This is a genomic window from Diaphorobacter ruginosibacter (genome assembly GCF_040396215.1).
GTDB classification, from domain to species: Bacteria; Pseudomonadota; Gammaproteobacteria; order Burkholderiales; family Burkholderiaceae_C; genus Diaphorobacter_A; species Diaphorobacter_A ruginosibacter_A.
The window spans coordinates 1-20,082 of sequence record NZ_JBEBOW010000062.1; the positions used below are offsets into that span (position 1 = coordinate 1).

Consider the following 20,082-nt stretch of genomic DNA (forward strand, 5'->3'; position numbering starts at 1 on the left):
GCCCAGGTCGGTGCCGCAATGCGGCTCGGTCAGGCACATCGTGCCGGTCCATTCGCCGCTGGTGAGCTTGGGCAGATACAGCTTCTTCTGCTCCGGTGTGCCATAGGCGTGCAGCGCCTCGTATGCGCCATGCGAGAGCCCGGGGTACATGGTCCACGCCTGGTTCGCGCTGTTGAGCATTTCATACAACGAGGAATTCACCACGAAAGGCAGGCCCTGCCCTCCATAGCCGGGATCGCACGAAAGCGCGGGCCAGCCGCCTTCGATGAACTGCCTGTAGGCATCCTTGAAACCCTTGGGCGTGGTCACCTCGTGCGTGCTCTTGTCGAGCGTGCAGCCCTCCTCGTCGCCGCTGATGTTCAGCGGAAATGCCACGTTGGCGGCGAACTTGCCCGCCTCCTCCAGCACCGCGTTGATCGTGTCGGCATCGACCTCGGCAAATGCGGGCATCTGCTTGTAGTCGTCGGTGATCTTGAAAACTTCATGCATCAGAAACTGCATGTCACGGAGCGGCGGCGTATAGGTAGGCATGTGGACTCCAGAAATTGAGTAGGTGAACTGAAAAAAAAGATCGCTGGGTTGAATGGGTCGAAGACAGGAAGCCGTCGGGCCGCCATCACTTCGCGGTGGCGGGATCGGCGCCGTAGCGCTCGAGAATGCTGTCGAATCCGCCCAGGGCCCGCTTGATCGAGCCGGGCATGCGCAGGAAGCGGGCCTCGTAGTGCAAGGCCAGAATGAGCCCGTGGATCTCGAACAGCATCTGGCTGGCATCCACGTCGGGCTTCAACTGGCCGCACTCCACGCACTGCTCGATGGCGCGCCTCACCGCCGCATACCACGTCAGCACCGAATTGGCGAGCGCATCGCGCACCGGGCCGCTCCGGTCGTCGAACTCGACGGCCCCGCTGATGTAGATGCATCCCGAATCCAGCTCGATCGACGTGCGCTTCATCCAGTTGTCGAACAAGGCCCGCAGCCGGCTGATGCCGCGCGGCGCCGCCATCGCCGGATAGAAAACCTCCTGCTCGAAGCGGGCGTGGTATTCACGGATGACGGAAATCTGCAGTTCCTCGCGCGAGCCGAAATGGGCGAATACGCCGGACTTGCTCATGTTCGTCACATCCGCCAGCGCGCCGATCGAGAGCCCCTCCAGACCGATGTGCGTGGCCAGACCCAGCGCCGCATCGACGATGGTGGCCTTGGTCTGCTGACCTTTGTGCAAGGCCCGCCCCTCGCGGGCGGTGGACGCACGCGCGGGCTTCTGGGAAGTAGAGGAAACAGTCATACGGAAAATAAAAGAACGATCGTGCTATTTTGCACACAACTTTCCCTGAACGCCAGAGATTGTTCTTGTCTTCACGTAGAAATCGGGAAAACCCTCAGTCGGTAGACGACCGGGAAATGGCACGCGAGACCATCCATACATGCCTGCCCTACATGCACGGAAGCACGAAGGGAAGACATTTCGGAATAGGCTATTCAGGGTTTCAAGACGACGGTCACCAGCGCGCTGGCGTCAGTCAGCGCCTTGACGGCGTGCGTTGCGCCGCGGGCGAGGAACAGCAGTTGTCCCGCCTCCAGCCTCACGGTGCCCGCATCGAGTTCTATGTCGAGGCTGCCTTCGATGCATTGGATCGTGATTTCCCCGGGCACGTGGTGGTTGTGCATGTACTTTCCCTCGGGCAGCACCAGCCGCATGATCTCCAGATCCACCGACTTGAACAGGGCTGATGTCTTGCTGGCCAAAAGGCGATCGCCGAGCGGGCGCACGTCGAGCGCCTGGCCAGGAGAAGCGTGTGGGATTGCCATGGGCGTACCTCCGGTATGAGCCGCCAGTGTCCTTCCGCTCGAGCGGCATTGCAACCATTTCCAGATGCCGTCCGGAGCTGTCCGGCGGATTTTCCCGCGCCGCCAGCGGCCGGCGAGCGCGGCGGCGGTCAGTGCAGGACTGCCAGCACGTTCTGCAGGTCGGCGGCCGGCGAGCGCTTGAAGCCCGAGCGCACGAAGCGCAGCATCCTGCCGCGCATCAGGTCGCCCAGCAGGGCCGCGCGCAGTTGCGCATCGGCCGTGGGTGTGCTGGAGCCCGCGCTTTCGGCGCCTTCGCGCAGGCATTGCCGCAGCGACGCCTCGATCTTGTCGAAGAACAGGCCCATGCGCTGCTGCAGGCGTTCGTTCTCGAACACCAGCGCATCGCCCACCATGACCTTGACCATGCCGGGGTTGCGCTCCGCGAACTGCAGCACCATCGTCACGATGCGCAACGCCTGCTGCGTGCCCCCGGCGGCGTCATCGGACTGCCCGCGTGGCTCGGTGATGCGTTTGATGAGCGTGAAGACGCTGCTTTCGATGAAGTCGATCAGCCCCTCGAACATTTGCGCCTTGCTGGCGAAATGGCGATAGAGCGCGGCCTCGCTGACTTCAAGCCGGGCCGCCAGTGCCGCAGTAGTGATGCGCTCTGCTCCCGGCTGCTCCAGCATGGCGGCGAGCGCCTGCAGTATCTGCTCGCGGCGCTCTCCCGGACGGGGGCGCTTGCGTGCGGCGGCTTGCACGGGAGAGGCAACTTCGGTTTCTTCTACTGAGGACATAGGGTTTATGCATTCGCAACTCTTGTAATAAGAATTTTCGCACACTCAACCCATGTTCCCCGGAGCACTCCTGCCTTGCGCTCAAGTACGGGCAATGACCAGGCGCAGGCGGCGCAGGGGCAGCAGCGGATCAGTAGCTGCGGATCATGGTGCCGTAGGCCTGGTCGGTCAGGATTTCGAGCAGCATGGAGTGCGGCACGCGTCCATCCACGATGTGCACGGCATTCACGCCGCTCTTGGCCGCGTCGATGGCGCCGGCCAGCTTGGGCAGCATGCCGCCGGAGATGGTGCCGTCCTCGATCAGGTCGTCGATCTCGCGCGAGGTCAGCTCGGTCAGCAACTGGCCCTGCTTGTCCAGCACGCCGGGGATGTTGGTGAGCAGCACCAGCTTTTCGGCCGTGAGCACCGAGGCGAGCTTGCTGGCGACCACATCGGCGTTGATGTTGTAGCTCTCGTTTTCCTCGCCGAAGCCGATCGGGCTGATGACCGGGATGAACGCGTCGTCCTGCAACGCCTTCACCACGCTCGGGTCGATGGCGACGATATCGCCCACCTGGCCGACGTCATGCTCGATATTGGGGTCCTTGTTGTCCAGCAGCTTGAGCTTCTTGGCGCGGATGAGGCCGCCGTCGCGGCCCGTCAGGCCGACGGCCTTGCCGCCAGCCTGATTGATCAGGCCGACGATGTCCTGCTGCACTTCGCCCGCCAGAACCCATTCCACCACTTCCATGGTCTCGGAATCCGTCACGCGCATGCCCTGGATGAATTCGCCCTTCTTGCCCAGGCGCTTGAGCGCGGTCTCGATCTGCGGGCCGCCGCCGTGCACCACGACCGGATTCATGCCCACCAGCTTGAGCAGCACCACGTCTTCCGCGAAATCGGCCTGCAGTTCGGGATCGGTCATGGCATTGCCGCCATATTTGATCACCATGGTCTTGCCATGGAACTTGCGGATATAGGGAAGCGCCTGGGCCAGGATTTCGGCCTTGTCGCGCGGGGCAATCGAGGAAAGATCGGTCATGGATGGGGGCCCGTCCGGCTGATAAGAAGGAGATCGGAAAATCGAACACCTCAAATTGTGCCGCAAACAGCCGGCCGCCGACGCGAGACGCCGCTTCAGCCGAGCGGGAGCCCAGGCATTGGCGATCCCCGGCCGCCGGGCGGCAGGCCATGCGGCGTGGGACTCACAGCTTCAGCCAGCTGGGCACCTTGAACCGCACGATGCACAGGTACGCCACGACATAGGTCACGACGAACAGCCCGCAGAACGCCATCAGCACCCAGGTCTTGTTCCAGAAAAGCACGGCCGGCACCACGGTCAGCAAGGTGAATGCCCACAGGTAAGGAGAGGTGCGGTTGTTGCGCATCAGCATGCGGCGGGAATCATCGTCATGGAACACGCCGATCACGATGCGGCGATAGATCAGCTGGTGAAAATGCAGCGCATCGGCCATGCCGGGCGACACGCCGCGCGCCAGCTTGCGGTAGATGGAAAACAGCGTCTCCCAGATCGGGTAGATCAGCAGCAGCACCGGGAACCAGGGCGACACGTCGGAATTGCGCTGCACCAGCGAGATGCTGCCCATGGCGATCACCACGCCCCAGATATAGGCGCCTCCGTCACCGGCGAACAGCATGCCGCGCGGGTAATTCCAGACCAGGAAGCCTCCGGTCACCGCGGCCAGGCAGATGATCAGCGAGCCCAGCGAGCGGTCGTTCACCTGCAGGCACACATGCGCCAACGCCAGGCTGATGACCAGCGCCACCATCCCGGCCAGCCCGTTGTAGCCGTCGATGATGTTGAAGGCATGCGGCAGGCCCGTGATGGCGAGCAGCACGATGGCCATGCCAAGCCAGGGCATCTGCACCAGATAGGCATCGATCCCCGGGATGCCGATGCGCGGGATGTTCAGGCCCAGCAGCCAGACGGCCAGGACGCCCGACAGCAGGGTGAGCGCAAGCCGGTAGCGGATAGGCATGCGCTGGGTCATGTCCTCGACGATACCCCCCAGCGCCGCCGGCATCACCGCTAGAATCCAGAGCAGGGCCCAGGCGCCCAGGCGCAGCGATCCTGGATCGCCCACGTAGGTCTGCGCCACCCCCAGCGCCCAGCTGGCACTCAGCCCGAGCAGCAGCGCGACACCGCCCAGACGCGGCACTTCACCCATATGAAAACGCTGCGGCTTGGCCCCTTCCTCATAGTGGGGCGTCCTGCGCCCCTTGAGCGCGCGGATGATGAACGCGGCGCTCAGTCCGGAAACCAGAAAGCCGATCAGGGACAGCCAGATCATGAGCGCACCGCCCCTGATGCAGGCGCGGCTTCGAGCGGCGGGAGCTTTCGGGCGTCGCGGTAAACCGGCGAGCACCACAGCCGCCGCAGGCTGCGCACATGCCACGCCAGATGCCGAAGCGAGCGCCCACTCCCACGCTGAGCCTCATGAACGAGACTGACCGGCGCCCGCACGAGCTTGAAGCCAGCCAGCCGAATGCGCAGACTCAAATCGACATCCTCACAGTACATGAAATAACGCTCATCAAATCCTTGCAACTGCCTCCAGACCGCCAAGGGAAGCACCAGACACGCCGCGTTCACCCAATCCACCCGCTTTTCCCCCCGGCCCAGCGCCCGGCGTTGCCAAAGTGCAACAGGTGTCGGCAAGGCCCGCTCGCTGTCCTGCACCGTCCCGTCGACGTTCAGTTGCACGGGATAGGCACAACCCACACCAGGCTGGGCCGCGCAATGCACGAGCGCCTCGAACGGATCCGCCGTCAGGCGGATGTCCGGATTGAGCACGCATACAAATTCCTCTCCCGCGTCGGCCAGGGCCCGATTGTGGTTTGCACCAAAGCCCAATGGCCGCTCATTGCGCCGAACCTGCAGCTGGAAAGGCCAGGCGGATGACGCGCCACCGGGCAGGTCGAGGGTTTCTCCGGGCACATTCAGCGTCACGACGACACGGTCCACGGAGTTGCCGCTGAATTGCCTTAGATCATTGATCAGGTCTATAACGCACGCACCATGCCCGTGGCTGACAATGGACACTACCAGGCGCCCTGATTTTTTTATCTCGGAATCCATCGGGTGCGTATTGTCCTCGTTACAGACGCTGCTTGTGTCATTTTTTGATTCCCGCGAAGGCTGGAGGCCCCGTCATAATCCGGGGTATGACACAGAATATTGAGGATTTGCACGTCTATCTGCGCAATATCCGTCCCGGCGAACGCACATCGCTCTCGGTCATCGCGAGTTTAGTACATCAGGGAGCCACACTGCTCGACCTGGGCTGCGGCAGCGGCGCGCTCGGCCAATACCTGGCTGAAACAATGGGTTGCACAAGCGACGGCCTGACATGGAGCGAGGCGGAAGCCGCCCATGCGCGTCCCCATTACCGGCAGGTCGAAGTAGCGGACCTGGAAACCTGCGATTTACTTACGCTATTTGCAAACAAACACTACGACTACATCGTCTGCGCCGACGTGCTGGAGCACTTGCGCCAGCCGGAGCGCATTCTCGCGGCCTGCCGCCAGCTTCTGGGGCCGCAGGGCAAGCTGCTGGTTTCCGTACCCAACGCGGGCTATGCCGGCCTGATCGCGGAATTGCTGCAGGGAGAGTTCCGCTACCGCGAGGAAGGCCTGCTGGACCGCACTCACCTGCGCTTCTTCACCCGCCGCTCGCTGTCCCGGTTCCTGGGCGAAAACGCATGGGAGATAGATACGCTCGATACCGTCGTCCGCGAGCTGCCGGAGTCCGAGTTCAAGACGCGGTTCGACGATCTTCCGCCCGCCGTATCGCGCTTTTTGCTGGCGGCGCCGGACGCCCTGGCCTATCAGTTCATCGGGGCGACGCACCCGGTCGCCCAGCCGGTCGACAACGCCGTGGAGGATGAGGCGGCCGCCGACGCCCCCCAGGCGCTGTTCACCACGCAGTTGTATGTGGATAGAGGCGAAGGCTACGCCGAGGACGGCAAGCTCAGCGCCACGGGCTCGATCGGACAAAACCATCAGACGGTCCGCTTCGGCATCCCGGCGGGAAGCGCGCCCGTGGCGCGGCTGCGGCTGGACCCGGCGGACCGCCCCGGCTTCATCTACCTGTACTCGATCACCCTGCGCAACGAGGCGGGCGACACCCTGTGGTCCTGGGACAACCAGCCCGCCGGCAAATCGCTGTTGAGCCAGGCTCCCCACCATCAAATCGTGTGGCAGGCCCCTGCTCCGGTGATCTCCGCCGCCACGGTGGCGCTGCTGACCGGGGATGACCCGTGGCTCGAGCTTCCCGTTCCCTGGGAGCAACTGGGCGACGCCGCGACGGGGGCGCTCACGCTGGACATCGGGATCGGCTGGCCCATGTCGTCCGACTACCTGACGCTCGCGCAACAGATCCGGCCTCTGCAAGAGCGCGTGGATGCGCTCAGCGAGCAGGTCGGCGCGCTCAGCGGCCGCGCCGCGCACCTGTCCAATGCGCTGGAGTCCAGCGAAAGCAGCCGCCGCAGCTTCCAGGACGAATCCGCCCAGTTCCAGCGCAACGCCACCCGGCTCGAACATGAACTAGTGAAGGTGCAGGGGGAATACAAGGATCTCGCCGAGCACCTGGAGAACATGGAGAACTCGACGGTCTTCAAGATGACCCGCCCCCTCGTCAAGGCCAAGATCGGACTGGACCGCCTGCGCGGACGCAAGCCCAAGCACGAGCAGTTCAAGCCCAACCCCTACGCCCAGGCCATGCGGCCCCGCACGCCCATTGCGCCCACGCCGCATCCCGTGGACATCATCGTGCCGGTCTACCGGGGCCTTGCCGATACGAAGCTGTGCGTGGAATCGGTGCTGGCCGCGCCGGTGCAGGCTCCGTACCGGCTCATCGTCATCAACGACTGCAGCCCCGAGCCCGAAGTGACCCAATGGCTGCGCGAGCGCGCATCGAACGAGCCACGCATCGTGCTGCTCGAGAACGAGGAGAACCTGGGCTTCGTCGGCACCGTGAACCGAGGCATGGCCCTGTCGGCGGACAACGACGTGCTGCTGCTCAACAGCGACACCGAGGTCGCCAACGACTGGCTCGACCGCATCCGCAAGGCGGCCTACGGCGACCGCAAGATCGCGTCCGTCACGCCGTTCTCCACCAACGCCACCATCTGCAGCTACCCGCGCTTTTGCGAAGACAACCCGCTGCCCGAGGGCTACACCACCGCGCGCATGGACGCCCTGTGCGCCGCGACGAATCCCGGCGCAGTGGTCGATGTGCCCACGGGCGTCGGCTTCTGCATGTACATCCGCCGCGACAGCCTGAACGATGTGGGCCTGTTCGACACCAAGAACTTCGGCAAGGGTTACGGAGAAGAGAACGATTTCTGCCAGCGCGCCATCCAGGCTGGCTGGCGCAACCTCCATCTGCTGGACACCTTCGTGCTGCACACTGGCGGCGTGAGCTTTGGCGACAGCAAGAGCCCGCGCGAGCGCGCCGCGATGGAGAAGCTGGCGCGGCTGCATCCCCACTATGCGAGCGACGTGCACAAGTTCGTGCAGGCCGATCCCGCGCGGCCCTATCGCCTGGCCCTGGACGTGGCGCGCATCCGCAAGGCCCATCTGCCGGTGATCCTGACCGTGCTGCACGACCGCGCCGGAGGCACCGTGCGCCACGTGCGCGAACTGGCGCGGCACCTCGCCGACAAGGCAGTGTTTCTCATCCTTGCGCCATCGGCCAACAAGAGCGTGTCGCTACGCATGGCCTCGGCCGCCGAAGGCTTCGAGCTGGCGTTCAAGATCGAAGAGCAGTTCGAGGACCTGCTGAACGTCCTGCGCCAGCTGCGCGTCTCGCACGTGCATTACCACCATCTGCTCGGCCACGACAAGCATGTGCGCGACCTGCCCGCGCTGCTGGATGTCACCTACGACTTCACCGCGCACGACTTCTACAGCTACTGCACCTTCATCACGCTCACCGGCGAGGAAAACCGCTACCAGGGCGAACACTCCCCCGGCCAGTGCAAGTGCTGCACGCCCGACATGCCCGCGCCCATGGAAGGGAACGTGGCGCGCTGGCGCGGCGCGAACGCGCGCTTTCTCTCAGCCGCGCGCAACGTCATCGCGCCCAGCCACGACACGGCCAGGCGCATCGCCGGCTTTGCTCCCGCCGCCCATGTCCATGCCGTCGCGCATACCGACATCGACCCGGCGCAGGCATTGCCGGTCCCCGCACCCCAGCCGATCACGGACGGGCGCGCGCTGCGCATCGTGGTACTGGGCGCGCTCAGCGCCATCAAGGGCGCCGACGTGCTGGAGGCCGCCGCCGTCGAGGCCGCGCGCCGGGGCGCTCCCGTCGAGTTCCACCTGCTCGGCTATGGCTACCGCCACCTGCTGAGCCAGCCCAGGGCCGCGCTCAGCGTGCATGGCGCCTACAAGGATGAAGAGCTCGCCCAGTTGCTGGCATGGCTCAAGCCCGATCTGGTGTGGTTCCCGGCGCAATGGCCCGAGACCTACAGCTACACCCTGAGCGCCGTGCTCCAGGCAGGGCTGCCGGTGGTCGTGCCGGACATCGGCGCTTTCAGCGAACGCGTCGTCGGACGCCCCTGGAGCTGGATCAGCCGCTGGGATCTGGACGCGCCGTCATGGCTGGATTTCTTCACACAGCTGCGCAGCGAATACTTCGCGACGGCGGCCGCGCCCGCCATCGAGGCAGCGCAGCCGGGCGCCGGGCCAGCGCCCGCGCCGGAGGACTGGGCCTACCGCGAAGACTACTTCACCGGCATGTCCGGGCCTTCGCAGCCCGAGGAAACCGGCCACGCGCTGGACAACGACTACCTGGCCCGATTCGTACAGGAGCGCGCCTATTCGGGCGCCACCAAGGCGGGCCTGCTGGGCATGCTGGTCTACCTGCGGTCGCTGCCGGTTCTGCGCGGCGTGGCCCGCAAGATTCCGCCGCAGTTCCAGCGCCAGGTGAAGACCTGGCTGAACGGCTGAACATCCGCGCGCCCGATCCGGGCCGCCATGCAACGGGCTCCACTGCGGAGCCCGTTTTTTTCTTCAGCGCAATACGCGCAGCAGCGCCCAGCGCATGCCGTCGGTCTTCTGCAGTTCGAGCCGGGGATTGGCCGCCAGCAGCCGCGCGTCCTGCGGATTGGCGAGCACGAAATCGGCCTGCACCTTGTTGAAGTCGAAGCGCTCGGGCTGCACGTCCAGGATCACGCTGTCCATGCGCGGACTGCGGATCTCGAAATCGGCATCCGCCAGATCCTCGCGCAGCTTGATCTGCATGAACTGGTAACGGTTGTAGATCGGATCCAGCCTGCCCTGCGGATCGAGGCCGCGCCAGAAGCGAAGCGGCGGATCGTAGAAAAACCCGTTGACCACGCGAACGCCGGATATCGGCAGCGCGCTGACCCACAGGTCCTCACTCACCACGGCCACCAGGGGCATGTGCGAGCCCTTGCCTGCATCCGCGCCCACGTTCGCCACCGGCGCATGCAAGGCTTGCTGCAGTTCGGGAACGAGAGACACATGCGCGGGCGCCTGCCACAACGGGTTGAAGGGCAGGCTCACCGCCAGCGTCCATACCGCGCAAGCCGCCACGCAAGGCCACACCTGCCCACGCACCAGCAGGTATGCCAGCCACGCGCCCGCCGCCAGCACCAGCGCCAGCAGCGCCGGATTGAGCCAGTCCTGCATGGGCACGGGCATCATGCCGAGAGCGCGCCAGTGGAACCATGCAAAGCCCGCCGCCGTCACTCCCGCCAGCCATTGCATGCCACGCGTTCTCGCCATGGAGCCCGTCTGCCAGGCCTGCAGCGCCTGCGACTCCTTGAGAAAACAGGCCAGCAGGAACACCTGCGCCAGCCCCAGCGCCACGTCGAGCCGGAACGCCGGCGCCTTGCCCCACAGGCTCGCGCGGCCCAGCCACTCGGGAATGCCCACGAACATGTGCGCCAGCACGAACGCGATGAACAGCCAGAGCACGAGCACCATCGCATCCATGGAGCGGCGCAGGAACAGACGCGCCAGCGTCGCCACCGCCAGCGGGATCAGCAAGTAGATGTGGCCCGCCGCATCGCTTGGAATCGACCATTGCGAGCTCTCGTACAGCATCACCAGATTGGCCAGCCCCTTGGACAGGTGCCAGGGCTCGACATAGCCGCCCAGCTCCATCGAGCGCTGGCCCGGATACACCGTCCGCGCCAGGGCGACGATGGCCTCGCGCGCATCGTGCCACCAGCTCCACAGCAGCAGGCCCGCCAGCGCCGCCGCGACCAGCAGCCCCAGCCACTGCGCCCAACGCCAATGCAGCCGCGCGCGCGTGTTCCATAGCTGCGCCAATGTCAGCAAACCCATCAGATAAGCCAGCGGAATCTGCCAGCCCGGATAGAGCACCAGCACGAAACCCGCTGCGGCCCACCCCAGCGCCAGTCCCCACGACAATGCCGACGATGCGCGGCTGGCGGCGAAGATCCGCACCGCCGCCAGCGCCGCCAGCACCGGAAAGAAGCTGACATACGCAGGCCAGCCCGACCAGCCGACCGAATACGCCGAACCGGGCGCCAGCACCGCCAGCACCGCCGCATGCCGCCAGTCGATTCCGAACCAGCAGCGCAGCAGCGCCCACAGCGCCAGATAGCAGGCGAAGAACGGGAACCACCAATACCAGGCCAGCGCGCGCCTGAGGTCGAATGCCAGGAAGCCCCAGCCCGCGGGCCTGGCCAGCTCCGCGAGGCCCAGCGTCGGCGCGCCCGTCATGCCCACCACGTTCATGTTCTGCCCGTACACGCCCTGCAAGGTGTTGACCGCCGCAAACGGCGCGGCCTGCGCGCGCTGGCTCATGGCCAGCGGCGTGACGATCAGCCACTCGTCGCGGCGCACTTCCCGCGCCTGGCCGATGAAAGGCGCGGCGTCATGCTCCAGCACCCCGGCGCGATCGAGCAGCAAAGGCAGCGAGGAGCCGCTCCAGCCCGCCGCGACCAGCAGCGCGAACGATGCGGCCACGCTCGCCGCGAACATCCCCGCGCCGGAAGACGCATCACGCCGCATGAGAAAGAGCAGCAGGCAGCCCAAGGGCAGCACGAACGCCAGCGCCAGCGCGATGCGCGACTTGAGCGACGGCCTGCGCTCATCGGCTGCGACATGCACCCGCGCCGCCTCGCCGGACAGCGCCAGATCGAACTGGCTGCCGTCGCCGTTGGTGACCCGCACGCGCAAGGGATGATCGCCAGCCGCCATGTCCCCGGGAATGCGCACCGGCAGATGAAAGCCGCTGCTCAGCCACAAGGGCTGGCCCGTGGCCTCGACCACGTCGGGCCGGTTGGTGAGATAGCCCAGCCGCCCCCGGTAGATCGACTGCTCGCCCAGCCAGATTTCCACCAGCGTGACGAACACGCTCGGGTTACCGGCGGCGGCCCAGCCCTCGATGGTCAGCACGTCGCCGCGCAGCTGCGCCTTGTCGACATAGCCCCTGCCCGCCTCCAGGCTGGCTGCCGCAACGTGCGGCGCCTGCGCATCGGCGGGCGTCTGCCGCGCATGGACCGGCGCGGGCTGCAGCCACAGGGCAAGGCACAGCAGCGCCAAGGAAAATGCCGCGAACCATCCGGAACGCGGCAATCGATTTTCGGGGGCCGGCAAAAAGAAACTCGTCGACATGGTCAGCGCGGCCCGCGCTGAATGCCCGAACCTCCAATCCTCCTGCCGCCCAAGTTAACACAGTTTGCGCCGCTGGCGGACGCAGGCCGGAGCGCGAGAGGGCTCAGCGATAGCCGGGCATCACGCGATAGCGCACCTGCTGCATGATCCTGCGGCGCAGCATCTGCAGGGCGCCGAGCTGCGGCTGGCGGAAAACGCCCACCGTGTCGCCCCAGGCGGCGCTGTCCTCCGACGGATGCGGCTCCCAGTCGGTGCTCACCTGCAGCAGCTCCACCGATGCGTACTTCGCCAGCGCCCGATAGCCGTCGGGATAGAAACGCCAGCAGTCCTGCGGGTAGCGATGCTCGGGGCCGCGCGACGGCGCGAGCAAAAAGATGTGCCCGCCCGGCTTGAGCACGCGCACCATTTCAAGCCACGAGCACCAGAAATACTCCACGTGCTCGAAGGCCTGGCCGGAGACGATCACGTCCACGGAAAAGCTCTCGAACGGCAGGCGGTAGGGCGATTCGAGCACCACATCCACATTCGGGCCGGGCGCGAGATCGACGCCCGTGTACTGCCACTGCGGATGCAGGAAGAACTGCTTGTAGCTGCCGTTCACGTCGTAGCTGCCGATGTCGATGATCTTCAGCGGCCTGTTCGTGCTGGAGGAGAGGTATTGGTGAACCAGCCCCTGCACGTGGGCCAGCGAACTTGTATGCATTCCTGCGGGTCCTTTATTTCTGTGATCCGGCGCGCGGCGCGTCAGGGTTTCTCGACGACGTAGGCATCCTGGTGATGCCAGAACTGGCGCGGCGCGAGCTTGAGCAGCCGCGCGTTCGGCAGGTGCTCGGCGATGCGCGCGCGCACGAACGCCTCGGAGGTGAACGTGGTGCCGTATTCCTGCCCGTCGATCGCATTGGATTCGCTGGAGGCGACGAAGAAATACCCGTTCTCGTCGAGCGTCACGTTCTGCTTGAAAACGGCTTCCGCGCCGTGCGTGGTGAACACCAGCACGCCGCCGGGCGCCACCATGTCGTAGATACGGCGCAGCCAGCGCGACCATGTCGATGCAGGCAGATGGGTGAACAGCGAGAGCACGAACACCAGATCATGCTGCCTGTCCCACCGCACCTGCTCCGGCACGGAAGGCGACACGAAGCCCTCCACGCCGAAAGTCCTGCGCGCGAAGTCCACCGAGTCGGCCACCACGTCGTTGGCCACCACGCGCTGCGCGCCGAGCGCCTTCACCAGATGGCGCGTGAAGCGGCCATGGCCGCTCGCGAACTCCAGCACGCTGCCCATGCGCAGCAGCGGGTGGTTCACCTCCTCGAGCAGCAGCACCAGCTCGGAGAGGGTGCGCCAGCCGTCGGCCAGATAGTCGCGGATCGGGTTCAGGCTCGACGGATGCGCCGCGAAGAACTTGAAGATGTCGTCCGCTTCGGATATCTGGCAGGGGCAGCCCATCCACTGCCCGTAGGACAGCAGCGGAAAGCGCTCCTCGATCAGGTTGTGCGCTGCCAGGCGCGTGGCGGCCACGTCGCGCGCCGCCACCAGCAGTTGCCCCGCGGCCTCCATCTCGCCGCGGTTCATCAAGGCCTCGGCCTGCGCGATGGCGCCGGGCGTGGTGGTGGAAGCGTTATCAGAGGACATCATCAAGTTCGGAAATTTCAGGGAAACGTCAGGTCATGCGCACCGCGCGGAACTCAGCTCCACTCGTGCGGCAGGCGCACGAGGCCGGGCATCAGCGTAGGCGAGACAAAGCGGAAATGCTGGTAGTGCAGCCACGCATCGTAAAGCACGAGGCCGCTTTCATCGAAGAGATAGGCGCTCACCACGTACTCGCCGCTGTGCAGCGGCAATTGCGGGAAACGCAGCACCGAGCGCCATGTGCCATCGGGCTGGCGCACGGGATGCGCGCCTTCCTCATGCGTGGCCAGCGACGTGATGCCGGTGCCTTGGGACTGCTCGATCATGAAGCCGAGGTTGGGGCGTTCTTCCCCGCGCCCGCGCACGATGAAGGTCACCTCCAGATCGACGCTCTCCAGCAACGGCGGCGTGCCCTCGCCCAGATCGGAAATCGTCACCGACAGCAGGCTCGCGCCCATGGCGTCCGGGCTGGGCTGCATGCGCTTGCCCGTGCCGCAGGGCCGGGCATCGGGCAGATCGTCATCCAGCGCGTTGAGCGTGACGTCGGACGCATCCGCCGCGTCCGCCGCATCGGCATCCGCCGCCGCCTGAGCGCCCGCTGCGGGAGCATCCGCGCGCAGGCGGCTGTGCATCTCATATGCGCCCATCACCGCCTCGGTCGGCCCCATCTCCATCACCTGCCCGCCCTTGAGCCAGATGGCCTGGTCGCAGAGATGGCGGATGTGGTAGGAGCTGTGCGAGCAAAACAGGATCGTGCAGCCCTGGTCGCGGAACTCCATGATGCGGGCGACGCACTTTTTCTGGAAATGCTGGTCGCCCACCGCCAGGGCCTCGTCGATGATCAGCACGTCGGGCGCGACGGCGGTGACCAGCGCGAAGGCCAGCCGCACCGTCATGCCCGATGAATAGGTCTTGACCGCGCGGTCCATCGCATCGCCCAGTTCGGAGAACGCGATGATGCCCGGCTCGAGCTGCTTCATCTCGTCATGGCCGATGCCGATGAGGCTGCCCGCGAAATACAGGTTGTCGCGGCCGCTGAATTCAGGGTGAAAGCCCGCGCCCAGCTCCAGGATGGCGGTCACGCGCCCCACCCGCTCGACGGTGCCCGAGCTCGGCTGCATCGTGCCCGCCAGCAGCTTGAGCAGCGAACTCTTGCCCGCGCCGTTGTCGCCCACCACGCCCACGCACTGGCCGCGCTTGAGCTCGAACGAAATGTCCTTGAGCGCCCAATGGCTGCGATGCCGCACCTTGTTGCTGAACAAGGCCTTGAAGCGTTCACGCGGCGAGTCGTAGAGCTTGTACTCCTTGCTCACGTGGCTGACGCGCAGCACCACCTCGTCGGCATGCGCCTTCGCCTTGCGCTCCATTGCGGAACCCCTTGCTGCCTGCGCGCTCATAGCCAATCCACCAGTTGATCATGGCTGCGGCGCACGGCGACGCACAGCAGCGCCGCCGCCGCGCCGCTCCACAGCGCCAGCGCCAGCCAGACATTCCAGGCGGGCCATGCGCCTTGCAGCAAAATGGTCTGCCAGCCGGACACCGCGGCCGTCATCGGATTGAGCCAGAGCACCCAGCGCCACGCGGCGGGGAACATGGTGAGCGGAAACAGCACCGGCGACAGGAAGATGCCCACCTGCAAGGCAAAGCCGACGACCTGCACCGTATCGCGCAGCGCCGCCGCCATGATGGCGAAAAGATAGGCCAGCAGGAACGTCATCAGCAACTGCAGCAGCAGCAGCGGAATGACCGCGATGACGGGCAAGGCGAAATGATGCACCGGCGCATAGGCCAGCGTGAGCAGCAGCAGCATGGGGCCGAACACCACGGTGCTCGCCAGCACGGTGCGCGCCGGGAAGATGATGGGCGGCAGCGCGTTCTTCTGCAGCAGGCCGCCGGCATCGAGCAGGCTGGACGTGCCGCGCCCGAAGGCGTCGCAGAACGCCATCCAGGCCAGCGAGCCGACGATGAGGTAGGTGCCGACGCGCGACGTGGGTGCGTGCTCGCCCAGGCGCATGGCGAACACCACGTCGAACACCAGATAGTAGGCCGCGACCGTCAGCAAGGGCTGGATGTAGGCCCACAGCACACCCGCCGCCGAGCCCTGGTAACGCGCCACCACTTCACGCCGCGTGAGAACGGCGACAAGCCCGCGCAAGCGCCACAGTTGCGCGAGTTCTGACAAAAAAGTGCCCATGTATAAGCGTTATGCGCGATTCGAAGATCAGGCCTGATTCAGGAAAGCGCGAGCCGCAGCCGCGCCGCGTGCGACGGCTCCCCTGCCGCAGCAGACCGCCACGGCGGCGCAATGGCGCGTCGCCGCTGGCAACCGTGCCGGCATGGAGCAGGAACGCTGACGGCCCCTGCGGCCTTCCAGTCGATCCCGGACAGCAGCGCCGGCATCCAGGCAAAGCAGCCATTGTAATAAGGCCGCCCCTCGTCTGCAGCATAAGACAAGGTAAGCGATTGCGAGCACATTCCCCGGCGCATCGTGAAAGGGGCTTGCGGCGAGGACGAACGCCCCGCGTGCGGCAGCGCCGGAGGTGCCGATGCGGGAACCGACTCCACAAGCGCTGACCTACGAGCGCCAACGCAACAGGGGCCGCGTCAGCGGCCCCTGCTTGCATGTTCACTGTCTTATTTCTTCTTGGCTGGCGCGGCCGCGCCGAGCGCCTTGACGGCGTCTTCGTTGATCTTGGCGTCCTTGATGAGGCCATTGGTCATCGCCAGGCGCTTGTCGGTCACCAGGCGCTTGGTCGCATCGGCCTTGAGCTTGTCAGCCACTTCTTCATAGGGCACGACGCGCGACGGGCGGCGCTCTTCGAGCTTCAGGATGTGCCAACCAAACTTGGTCTGCACCAGGCCGCTGACGTCGCCCTTGTTCTTGAGCTCATCCATGGCCTTGCCGAACTCTGGAACATAGCGGCTGCTGGGCGCAAAGCCCAGGTCGCCGCCCTTGGCCGCGCTGCCCGGGTCCTGGGAATTGTCGGTCGCCAGCTTGGCGAAGTCCGCGCCGCCCTTGATCTGCGCGAGCAGCTTCTCGGCCTTGTCCCTGGATTCGGGCGTATCGCCCTCGATCAGGATGTGGCGCACCCGGGTTTCCTCGGGCTGCGTGAACGCCTTGGGGTTGGCCTTGTATTCAGCGCGGGCGTAATCGTCGACCGCCTTGGCATTGGGAGCATGCTCCGCCTCGAATTGAACGAGGCGCGCGTCGGAGAGAACCTTCTCGTCCGCCAGCTTCTGGCGGGCCTTGACCATGGGCTGCGCGGCCAGGCCGTTCTTTTGCGCCTCTTGCGCCAGCAGGCGGCGCGCGGCCAGGTTCTTGGCGGTCTGGGTCACACCCTGGGCGCTTTGCAGCATTTGCGCGCGCTGGGCATCCGGCGTGCCTGGGGGAATGGCGGCAATCACATCCTGATCGGTGACCTTGACGCCGCCCACTTCCAGCAGCACCACCGGGTCGGCAGCCCAGACACCAGCGGAAAAGCACAGACCGGCTGCGGCGGCAGCCCAATGACGAGAAAGATTCATAACGTTGAAGATACTGATTGATAAGAAACGCGGCGCACCACCTGAAAACGGCCCGCAACGGGCGGCATCCGGTTTTCCGCATCATGCCGGCTTTGCGCCGGAGCGCATCCTGTCTGGATGTTGGCCGTCCATATTACAGCGCTTCGTGGCAACTCCATTGAAACCAAATCACAGGCAGGTAAGCAATGGAGAAAATGGAGGACGGTAAGTTCCCAAATGAGCGGCTTACTGCGCTCGAGCGGCAGCGCCGAGACGCTCGGCTTCAGGCAGCGCACCCATGACACAGCCGCACAAATAAAAAAAGGCGGGGAAAACCCCGCCTTTTTATCTACACGCTTTCGCGCGTCCTAGTTTGCCTGATTACTCAGCTGCGGGAGCTGCAACAGGACGGATGAAGCGGTGAGCCCAGTTCACGCTGAAGTTACCAGCAGTACCTTCTTCAACAGCTTGGTTGTAGGCGCTAGCGAATGCGCTGCCCAGAACCGGCAGGCCGGAACCAGCCACTGCACCGCCCAGGCTCAAGTTAGCCCAGCCGTTTTGGTACTTGGCATCGATGGTGCTCAGAGCGATCTTGGCGCCCAGAACAGCGGAACGCTCAGCCGTAGCTTCGGTGCCGAAGCTCAGGATGGAAGTTTCGCCGCAGAATGCCTTCTTGGCTTCTGGAGTGCCGGGGGAGATCACGTCGTCGCTGGAAGCAACTTCGTTTTCTTCTTCACGGCCCCAGACGTCAGGAGTCACGTCGGTCACGCAGATTGCATCCTCCAGCACGGTCGTATTGCCAGCTGCGAAGTGGTTAGCGTTATCTTCGTTGTAAACAGCCTCCTTAGCCTTGTAGTCCATGGCCACTGCGTAGCGGCGTGTAGGCATGGAGAACACCCAGTCGGTGTTAGCCAGGATGGTGTCGTCAGTCCAGAACTCGTTGATCACGTTGGTAGCAGCGATCGAGTTAGCCAGATTGCCGGCTTGCACGCTAGGATCTGTCACGCCGTTCAGATACGGAGTGGACATGTCGGGCAGGTCATACAGAGCGCCAGCCACTTGACCGCCGGTCAGCAGCGGGTCAGCAGTGAACGTTGCCAGGTTAGCAGCGGTCACAGGCGTGTTTTGTTGCGGGAAGTACACAACATTACCCGTGCCCACCGCGCCAGCGCCGTCAACAGCTTGGATAGCCGTAGCAGCACCGCTCCACGACAGAGCCTTCGGCACGTTCATGATGGTCCAGTTGGCCATCAGACCGGTCGTCGGGTTCACCAGACCAACGCCAGCGTAAGCAGCTTCGTCAGCCTTGTCGGTGGACAGTCCAGTCCAGGCAGTCAGATCGGTGCCGGTTGCGTTCCAGCAAGGAGCCGTACCATTGACGTGCTTGATGACCTTGTAGATGTTGGAGTCGGGTGCCACGTCAGCCATGTTGAAGATTTCAACATAGCCTTCCAGCGTTTCAGCACCAGCGTTGCCGCTGACACGGCTGGTCACGAAGTCGCCGTTCACGCTCTTGGGACGTGTGCAGCTGTTATCTTCGGTGGTCAGGGTGGAAGTGCCGTTGGCGTTTTGGCTGACGTTAGCGGTCCACACGTCGCCAGGCGACAGGAACACTTGGAAGTCGAAAATGTCGTCAGAGTTCTTGGCGCCGCGGAAACGGACCTTGACAGCCTTGCCGTTCACGGTGTCGGTGTTCACCAGCGACAGCAGAGTGGCGTTGCCGTTCTGCGTGCTGAAGTAAGGAACCAGCAGCATGTGGCCGATGCCGGTGTCGCTGAAAGCCAGTTCGGTAGCAGTAGCTGCCGTACCCAGTGTTTGGATGGCATGTGCGCTACCAGCAAAGCCCACCACAGCGGTGGCGATGCTCAGAGCGAGAACATTCTTCTTCATAGAAACTCCAGTTGAAAAGTTGTTTGGCGCAACTAAGGTAGAGGTTGATTACGCCTTTTAATCCTAGCATAGCGGCAAGGCTGTTTGACTAGAGAATTAGCCGCTGCCGCGTCGAGATGTTGGTTGGGTGCAACAATTACAGGTACTCGATACTCGTTTCCTCCATCAGTCACGCCAATTCAACCTGCAATCGGGCGTGGGGCATGTTTCAGATTCTCTCGAAAAGCCACCACTGCCCATCTTCAAAAACCCATGTTTCGTCAATGAATGTGACAATTTCCTTGGGGAAGCTCTGCCGCATCATGAGCGCCGACCTGGCCTTCAGCTCGATCTTCGCCTCGCATCGGTCAGCGCTCGAACAAGTCACCTTGTTCACCTTCCCGGAAAGAATACGCACGTCCTTTCCGCGCATGGTAACGAATTTCTCATAGGGCACCGTACCGCGATAGCCCGGGGTGTTGTATTCGTACGCCTTGGCGTAGTCGCGCTTGACCCACGCGGCCCAGCGTTCGTCGGCCCTCTTGGTGACGGCCTCTTCGGGAGTACCGGCTCCGAAGGTGGCGCAACCGGCCAGAAACGCCAGCGCGGCACCCGCCAGAACCATCTTCACGGCGGCTGCCCGACGGCCCGCGTCGCGGCTGTATGGAGCAATTCGTGTTACACCTGGGCTCATCATATCGGTTAACTCCTAGATACAGAAAGACTAATTTCTATTTCACTCATTTTATTGAGGCATGGGCGCTGCAAGAGGGGGCGCGGATTCCTGCACGGACTGCTTGTGGCGGTCAAAGCCGCGCACATCATCAAGGCCCCTCATGCGGTCGCGCAGCTCGTCGGAGATCTCGCGGATGTCGAT

The 20,082-nt window shown here is 64.5% G+C and carries 16 protein-coding genes; 1 reads left to right on the forward strand and 15 read right to left on the reverse strand.

Going from position 1 to position 20,082, the window contains the following annotated elements; translation table 11 throughout:
• The 7 genes from ABWP92_RS09595 to ABWP92_RS09625 form a co-directional block, all read right to left on the reverse strand.
• On the reverse strand, positions 1 to 531 hold a 531-nt coding region (locus ABWP92_RS09595), incomplete at its 3' end, for an acyl-CoA dehydrogenase family protein (RefSeq protein WP_353235150.1).
• Positions 532 to 616: 85 nt separating this feature from the next.
• Entirely contained in the window at positions 617 to 1,285 is a 669-nt protein-coding gene (locus tag ABWP92_RS09600; RefSeq protein WP_353235151.1) for a TetR/AcrR family transcriptional regulator, read from the reverse strand.
• Positions 1,286 to 1,479: 194 nt separating this feature from the next.
• Positions 1,480 to 1,809: a cupin domain-containing protein gene (locus tag ABWP92_RS09605; RefSeq protein WP_353235152.1), complete on the reverse strand. Its 330-nt coding sequence runs from the start codon at positions 1,807 to 1,809 to the stop codon at positions 1,480 to 1,482.
• Positions 1,810 to 1,937: 128 nt separating this feature from the next.
• Positions 1,938 to 2,585, reverse strand: coding sequence for a nucleoid occlusion factor SlmA (slmA, locus tag ABWP92_RS09610; RefSeq protein WP_353235153.1), 648 nt, complete (start codon positions 2,583 to 2,585; stop codon positions 1,938 to 1,940).
• A gap of 130 nt (positions 2,586 to 2,715) precedes the next feature.
• Positions 2,716 to 3,606 carry an acetylglutamate kinase gene (argB, locus tag ABWP92_RS09615; RefSeq protein ID WP_353235154.1) on the reverse strand — a complete coding sequence of 297 codons (891 nt, stop codon included), beginning with the start codon at positions 3,604 to 3,606 and terminating at the stop codon, positions 2,716 to 2,718.
• A gap of 163 nt (positions 3,607 to 3,769) precedes the next feature.
• Positions 3,770 to 4,876 (reverse strand): MraY family glycosyltransferase, encoded by a 1,107-nt coding sequence (locus tag ABWP92_RS09620; RefSeq protein WP_353235155.1) that lies wholly within the window; start codon positions 4,874 to 4,876, stop codon positions 3,770 to 3,772.
• The gene (locus ABWP92_RS09625) at positions 4,873 to 5,664 is read right to left on the reverse strand and encodes a glycosyltransferase (RefSeq protein WP_353235156.1); all 792 of its coding nucleotides are present in this window, start codon (positions 5,662 to 5,664) and stop codon (positions 4,873 to 4,875) included. Before ABWP92_RS09625 ends, ABWP92_RS09620 begins: the two co-directional genes overlap by 4 nt.
• A gap of 86 nt (positions 5,665 to 5,750) precedes the next feature.
• On the opposite strand from ABWP92_RS09625, the gene ABWP92_RS09630 reads away from it, so the two are divergent.
• On the forward strand, positions 5,751 to 9,539 hold the full coding sequence (locus tag ABWP92_RS09630; RefSeq protein WP_353235157.1) for a methyltransferase domain-containing protein: 3,789 nt from the start codon (positions 5,751 to 5,753) through the stop codon (positions 9,537 to 9,539).
• A 63-nt stretch (positions 9,540 to 9,602) separates the two neighbouring features.
• Here ABWP92_RS09630 and ABWP92_RS09635 read toward each other — a convergent pair whose 3' ends face one another.
• The 8 genes from ABWP92_RS09635 to ABWP92_RS09670 form a co-directional block, all read right to left on the reverse strand.
• The gene (locus ABWP92_RS09635; protein WP_353235158.1) at positions 9,603 to 12,164 is read right to left on the reverse strand and encodes a DUF7657 domain-containing protein; all 2,562 of its coding nucleotides are present in this window, start codon (positions 12,162 to 12,164) and stop codon (positions 9,603 to 9,605) included.
• A 142-nt stretch (positions 12,165 to 12,306) separates the two neighbouring features.
• A complete protein-coding gene (locus ABWP92_RS09640) occupies positions 12,307 to 12,906 on the reverse strand; it encodes a methyltransferase domain-containing protein (protein ID WP_353235159.1) in 600 nt (199 codons plus the stop codon).
• 41 nt (positions 12,907 to 12,947) lie between these two features.
• Complete coding sequence (locus ABWP92_RS09645; protein WP_353235160.1) at positions 12,948 to 13,835, reverse strand: class I SAM-dependent methyltransferase; 888 nt, start codon at positions 13,833 to 13,835, stop codon at positions 12,948 to 12,950.
• Between the two features lie 53 nt (positions 13,836 to 13,888).
• A complete protein-coding gene (locus ABWP92_RS09650; protein WP_353235161.1) occupies positions 13,889 to 15,199 on the reverse strand; it encodes an ABC transporter ATP-binding protein in 1,311 nt (436 codons plus the stop codon).
• A gap of 26 nt (positions 15,200 to 15,225) precedes the next feature.
• Positions 15,226 to 16,026 carry an ABC transporter permease gene (locus ABWP92_RS09655; protein WP_353235162.1) on the reverse strand — a complete coding sequence of 267 codons (801 nt, stop codon included), beginning with the start codon at positions 16,024 to 16,026 and terminating at the stop codon, positions 15,226 to 15,228.
• A gap of 440 nt (positions 16,027 to 16,466) precedes the next feature.
• Entirely contained in the window at positions 16,467 to 17,357 is an 891-nt protein-coding gene (locus ABWP92_RS09660; protein WP_353235163.1) for a peptidylprolyl isomerase, read from the reverse strand.
• A 360-nt stretch (positions 17,358 to 17,717) separates the two neighbouring features.
• Positions 17,718 to 19,226, reverse strand: coding sequence for a cell surface protein (locus tag ABWP92_RS09665; RefSeq protein WP_353235164.1), 1,509 nt, complete (start codon positions 19,224 to 19,226; stop codon positions 17,718 to 17,720).
• A 208-nt stretch (positions 19,227 to 19,434) separates the two neighbouring features.
• The gene (locus ABWP92_RS09670) at positions 19,435 to 19,902 is read right to left on the reverse strand and encodes a hypothetical protein (protein ID WP_353235165.1); all 468 of its coding nucleotides are present in this window, start codon (positions 19,900 to 19,902) and stop codon (positions 19,435 to 19,437) included.
• Positions 19,903 to 20,082 lie beyond the last annotated feature (180 nt).

Bases quoted from the DNA above. Each gene is read 5' to 3' on its own strand.
- ABWP92_RS09670 (WP_353235165.1), bottom strand. From the start codon at position 19,902: ATGATGAGCCCAGGTGTAACACGAATTGCTCCATACAGCCGCGACGCG.
- ABWP92_RS09620 (WP_353235155.1), bottom strand. From the start codon at position 4,876: ATGATCTGGCTGTCCCTGATCGGCTTTCTGGTTTCCGGACTGAGCGCC.
- ABWP92_RS09645 (WP_353235160.1), bottom strand. From the start codon at position 13,835: ATGTCCTCTGATAACGCTTCCACCACCACGCCCGGCGCCATCGCGCAG.
- slmA (WP_353235153.1), bottom strand. From the start codon at position 2,585: ATGTCCTCAGTAGAAGAAACCGAAGTTGCCTCTCCCGTGCAAGCCGCC.
- ABWP92_RS09650 (WP_353235161.1), bottom strand. From the start codon at position 15,199: ATGGAGCGCAAGGCGAAGGCGCATGCCGACGAGGTGGTGCTGCGCGTC.
- ABWP92_RS09625 (WP_353235156.1), bottom strand. From the start codon at position 5,664: ATGGATTCCGAGATAAAAAAATCAGGGCGCCTGGTAGTGTCCATTGTC.
- ABWP92_RS09640 (WP_353235159.1), bottom strand. From the start codon at position 12,906: ATGCATACAAGTTCGCTGGCCCACGTGCAGGGGCTGGTTCACCAATAC.
- argB (WP_353235154.1), bottom strand. From the start codon at position 3,606: ATGACCGATCTTTCCTCGATTGCCCCGCGCGACAAGGCCGAAATCCTG.
- ABWP92_RS09600 (WP_353235151.1), bottom strand. From the start codon at position 1,285: ATGACTGTTTCCTCTACTTCCCAGAAGCCCGCGCGTGCGTCCACCGCC.
- ABWP92_RS09660 (WP_353235163.1), bottom strand. From the start codon at position 17,357: ATGAATCTTTCTCGTCATTGGGCTGCCGCCGCAGCCGGTCTGTGCTTT.
- ABWP92_RS09630 (WP_353235157.1), top strand. From the start codon at position 5,751: ATGACACAGAATATTGAGGATTTGCACGTCTATCTGCGCAATATCCGT.
- ABWP92_RS09655 (WP_353235162.1), bottom strand. From the start codon at position 16,026: ATGGGCACTTTTTTGTCAGAACTCGCGCAACTGTGGCGCTTGCGCGGG.
- ABWP92_RS09605 (WP_353235152.1), bottom strand. From the start codon at position 1,809: ATGGCAATCCCACACGCTTCTCCTGGCCAGGCGCTCGACGTGCGCCCG.
- ABWP92_RS09665 (WP_353235164.1), bottom strand. From the start codon at position 19,226: ATGAAGAAGAATGTTCTCGCTCTGAGCATCGCCACCGCTGTGGTGGGC.